The following is a 345-nucleotide window of genomic DNA, read 5'->3' as shown; positions in this document are numbered from 1 at the left end:
AACACTCAATCTCACTGCTTGGACGTGCACTCCAACAGCACGCTTCGCCTATCCTACTGCGTCCCCCCCATCGCTTAAAACGAATATTGGTGGTACAGGAATATCAACCTGTTATCCATCGCCTACGCCTGTCGGCCTCAGCTTAGGACCCGACTAACCCAGAGCGGACGAGCCTTCCTCTGGAAACCTTAGTCAATCGGTGGACGGGATTCTCACCCGTCTTTCGCTACTCACACCGGCATTCTCACTTCTAAGCGCTCCACATGTCCTTGCGATCATGCTTCAACGCCCTTAGAACGCTCTCCTACCATTGTCCTACGGACAATCCACAGCTTCGGTAATATG

Annotated in this window: 1 rRNA gene; it reads right to left on the bottom strand. The window is 52.8% G+C overall.

The annotated features are described in order from the left end of the window. Positions 1–345: ribosomal RNA gene (locus C1H58_RS12075) — 23S ribosomal RNA — on the bottom strand; the annotation flags it as partial.

Origin of the sequence: Staphylococcus sp. 191 (assembly GCF_011174885.1) — a bacterium.
GTDB lineage: Bacteria > Bacillota > Bacilli > Staphylococcales > Staphylococcaceae > Staphylococcus > Staphylococcus coagulans.
This window is presented reverse-complemented; position numbering and strand designations above follow the sequence as displayed.